Origin of the sequence: Gilliamella sp. BG1 (assembly GCF_046635625.1) — a bacterium.
GTDB lineage: Bacteria > Pseudomonadota > Gammaproteobacteria > Enterobacterales > Orbaceae > Gilliamella > Gilliamella bombi.
In genome coordinates this window covers 1-3,472 of record NZ_JBIDFG010000039.1, presented here as the reverse complement: position 1 = coordinate 3,472, position 3,472 = coordinate 1, and the positions used below count along the sequence as shown (strand labels likewise).

Here is a 3,472-nt window from a genome sequence, read left to right as displayed (position 1 = left end):
TTGTTAAAAAGATATAAATCGAGTACTTCAGTACGATAGGTACGATTAAATCGTTCAATATAGCCATTTTGATAAGGACTACCGGGCTGGATATAATCAATGGTTATATTATGTGATTTAGCCCAGTTTATAAAGGTTTTTCCTGTAAATTCTGGTTCATTATCGACTCGTATTTTTAATGGATATCCATGATATTCGGCCAGTTTATCTAAGTAACGGGTAATTCTTCCTGCTGGTAAGCTTACTGCAATATTAATACCTAACGCTCACGATTAAAGTCATCGATGACATTGAATGTTCTAAAGCGACGTTGATTACGGCTACTATCACTCATAAAATCCATTGACCAATATTCACCTTGTTTATTAGGCACAAATAGCTTTTCCGGGCATCGTGGAGGAATGCGTTTTTTTCGTTTTACTCTGAGATTAAGCTTTAATTCACAATACACCCGATACACCCGTTTATGATTCCATTTATAGCCGAGCTTTTTGATACGATTAAAGCATTTAGGAAAGCCCCAGCGTAAATGCCGGTCTGTGATAGCATTCAACACCGAAACAATCACCGAATCATCCTGTAACTTAGGTTGATAATAGTAAGCACAACGGCTTAAGCCAACGATAGCGCAGCTCATAGCTATAGTAACAGAATGATTTTGTTGTAGTTGCTGTGCCCACGTTTTACGTGCCTTTGTGGGCACTAAAGCTTTTTTATTATTTCTTCCTGCAGCTGGGATTTTAAGCTCAGTTCGGCAAACATCTGCTTAAGCTTGCGGTTTTCAGCCTCCAGCTCCTTTAAGCGTTTGATATCCGAAGTTTCCATTCCGCCATATTTTTCCCGCCATTTATAGAAAGTTGAATTACCCATACCATATTTACGGCAAAGTTCCTTGACAGGAATACCCGCTTCAGCTTCTTTTAAAATAGCGACGATTTGATGTTCAGTCATTTTTTCATAATTAAATCCCCTTTTCTTTTATCATAGAGAATTTTCTACTTTTTTGCTGTACTATTTTAGGGGATAGTTACAATACCCCTATATTAAATTATTCTAAAGAAACAACACTCCAATAACCAGCCTTAGTCGCACTACCTAAACGTTTTAATAGTCCTTGCTCCTGAAGCTGTTTGAGATTACGTTCAATCGTTCTAGTGCTCACACCTAATTGTGTTGATAGATCGGCGATAGTTGCTGTTGAATCATTTTTTAGTATTTTTAATATGTTTTTAGCTGTTTGAGTAATCTTAATAGTGTTATTTTTCTCCGACAATTCTCCGACATTTTCTCCGACATTATTTTGATTTGATGTGTCGGTAATACTTGCTTTTAAACTACTCGCAATAGTCTGCAACATGAAGTCTATAAAACAAGTACAATCACCGGCTCGATCTGCTTCGCCAAGTACTTGATAGTATTTTTCTTGATTTTCACAAACTAATGTTTCAACAGGTAACCAAGCTAACTCTTTACGCCATTCACTTAGAATCAATGTTTGCCATAAACGCCCCATTCGTCCATTTCCATCTGAAAATGGATGAATAAACTCTAATTCGTAATGAAAAATGCAACTTTTAATTAAAGGATGAGTATCTGTCTGATTTAACCAATCAAAAAGTGACTGCATTAACATTGGTACGCGATCAGCCTGAGGAGCCATATGAATAAGCTGATTTTCTCGATAGATCCCAACACCACTATTACGCCAATTCCCTGAATATTCGACTAACCCCTTAGTAAGTAGCTTATGTGCTTGTTGAAAATGTTTTATATTGCCACTATTCCATTGTAGAACTCTTTCATAAGCAAGTATTGTATTACGAACTTCCTGAACATCACGCACAGGTCCTAAAACATGCTTACCATCCATAATAGCGGTAACTTGCTCTATGGATAAGCTATTATGCTCAATTGCTAAAGATGCTTGAATAGTTCGGATACGGTTTTCTTTACGTAGTTGTGGTGATGCTAGCTTACCTGTTGCAGACCAATGCCCTAATAATTCACTTATTTCAGCAATAGAATTCACAATTGCAGGCGTAATATTATAGGGTGGTGAATATTTACTCATTATAAATATCCTTTCTTACTTTGAATTTTGCTGTAATTCATCTAAATAATCACCCCACTTTTGTAACCATTCTCTACACTCATTATCATAACTATGTAGATCATAAGTACCTTCAATACCTTTACGCGAATGCCCTAATACAGCTTCAGCGACCTCACTCGGACATTGTAATCGAGATAATCCTGTGCGTACAGTGCGTCGTAAATCATGAGGTGACCAATGCGGTATACTTAGCATTCCATTGTCTCTTCGTAAACACCATGTATATTCGGTTAATTTCTTTTGAGATAGTGGTTTACATGTAAGTGGGGATATGAATAAATAGCCTGTGGAGCTTGTCGCTTTTATCTCTTTTAACAAACTAATTGCATAAGTAGAAAGTTGAACATAACGCTCTGTGCCCGTTTTTGTTAATCTAATATGAAATGTTTTCTTATCAAAATCGATATCATTCCAATTTGCATTACACCATTCACCTGTTCGACATCCTGTATATAATGTTAGTATAAATATTTGTTTAGCTTTCTTTGGTAACTTACTTGTAGGCAACCATTCTAAAAATTGTTTCAATTCATGTTCAGATAAAACACGCTGACCTTTCTTAGATGTGAGTTTTATTTTAGCCATAGTGAGGCTATTTTTGGCTAAAATTACTGGATTAACGAAATCACCACGAATTTTGCCCAAGCCAATAGCAAATTCGTAGGCGGCATTAAGTTCCCTTAGTACATTTCCAGCTTGGACATTAGCTCCTCGTTCGACGATAGACATAATGTGTAGGAAAACGCAGAGTTGTTTACACTTTATGGTTAAAATAATCCTCTAAAAACTCATAAGGCGTTTTTCCAAAAATCGCTTTATACGGTTTAACGGTATTATAAAAATTAATAAAGCGTTTAAGTTTTGTTTTCTCTCTTTTGAATCGCTAAATATATGCTGATTATGCCATATTTCAATTCAAAGTTTGTATCACTCTTTCGGCTTTCCCATTCGTTTGTGGGCAGGCGGGTTTGGTGAATTTTTGATTAATACGGTTGTTATTACACGTTTTAGCAAATAGGTGTTCGCTGGTGCCTTGATATTTACGTCCATTATCAGAATAAATACATGTAGTAGTATAAGGACATTGGGCTAACACATCGTTTTGTAAAAACTGTGCCAAGCTAAATTGAAATTTATCTGGGTAAATACTGGCATAAAGCTCACGTGAAAAATCATCAATACCGACAAATAAATATTTTCTAGTTAGTTTTGTTTTTTATGTATATTCATTACAGTAGTTTCTCAAATTACTGTAAACAACGCTAGTAAATCCTACAATTTATAGTAATTATTTACGTTTATAAATTTTTGTTAAACGATATGTTCCTTTACGACGATTAGAATAATGTTCATCTTTAA

Annotated in this window: 6 protein-coding genes; all 6 read right to left on the bottom strand. The window is 35.3% G+C overall.

Annotated elements, in window-relative coordinates; translation table 11 throughout:
* The coding region (locus ACGH80_RS11630; protein ID WP_411631206.1) for an integrase core domain-containing protein at window positions 1–224 on the bottom strand (224 nt) is incomplete at its 3' end.
* A gap of 35 nt (window positions 225–259) precedes the next feature.
* Window positions 260–703, bottom strand: a complete 444-nt coding sequence (locus ACGH80_RS11625; protein WP_411631204.1) for an IS3 family transposase — start codon at window positions 701–703, stop codon at window positions 260–262.
* Window positions 703–951 carry a transposase gene (locus ACGH80_RS11620; RefSeq protein ID WP_065580465.1) on the bottom strand — a complete coding sequence of 83 codons (249 nt, stop codon included), beginning with the start codon at window positions 949–951 and terminating at the stop codon, window positions 703–705. Before ACGH80_RS11620 ends, ACGH80_RS11625 begins: the two co-directional genes overlap by 1 nt.
* 97 nt (window positions 952–1,048) lie before the next feature.
* Window positions 1,049–2,071 (bottom strand): Fic family protein, encoded by a 1,023-nt coding sequence (locus ACGH80_RS11615; protein ID WP_411631202.1) that lies wholly within the window; start codon window positions 2,069–2,071, stop codon window positions 1,049–1,051.
* Between the two features lie 15 nt (window positions 2,072–2,086).
* Entirely contained in the window at window positions 2,087–2,842 is a 756-nt protein-coding gene (locus tag ACGH80_RS11610; RefSeq protein WP_174799502.1) for a tyrosine-type recombinase/integrase, read from the bottom strand.
* 181 nt (window positions 2,843–3,023) lie between these two features.
* Complete coding sequence (locus ACGH80_RS11605) at window positions 3,024–3,233, bottom strand: hypothetical protein (protein WP_411631200.1); 210 nt, start codon at window positions 3,231–3,233, stop codon at window positions 3,024–3,026.
* Window positions 3,234–3,472: the final 239 nt, after the last annotated feature.

Bases quoted from the DNA above. Each gene is read 5' to 3' on its own strand.
- ACGH80_RS11620 (WP_065580465.1), bottom strand. From the start codon at position 951: ATGACTGAACATCAAATCGTCGCTATTTTAAAAGAAGCTGAAGCGGGT.
- ACGH80_RS11615 (WP_411631202.1), bottom strand. From the start codon at position 2,071: ATGAGTAAATATTCACCACCCTATAATATTACGCCTGCAATTGTGAAT.
- ACGH80_RS11610 (WP_174799502.1), bottom strand. From the start codon at position 2,842: ATGTCTATCGTCGAACGAGGAGCTAATGTCCAAGCTGGAAATGTACTA.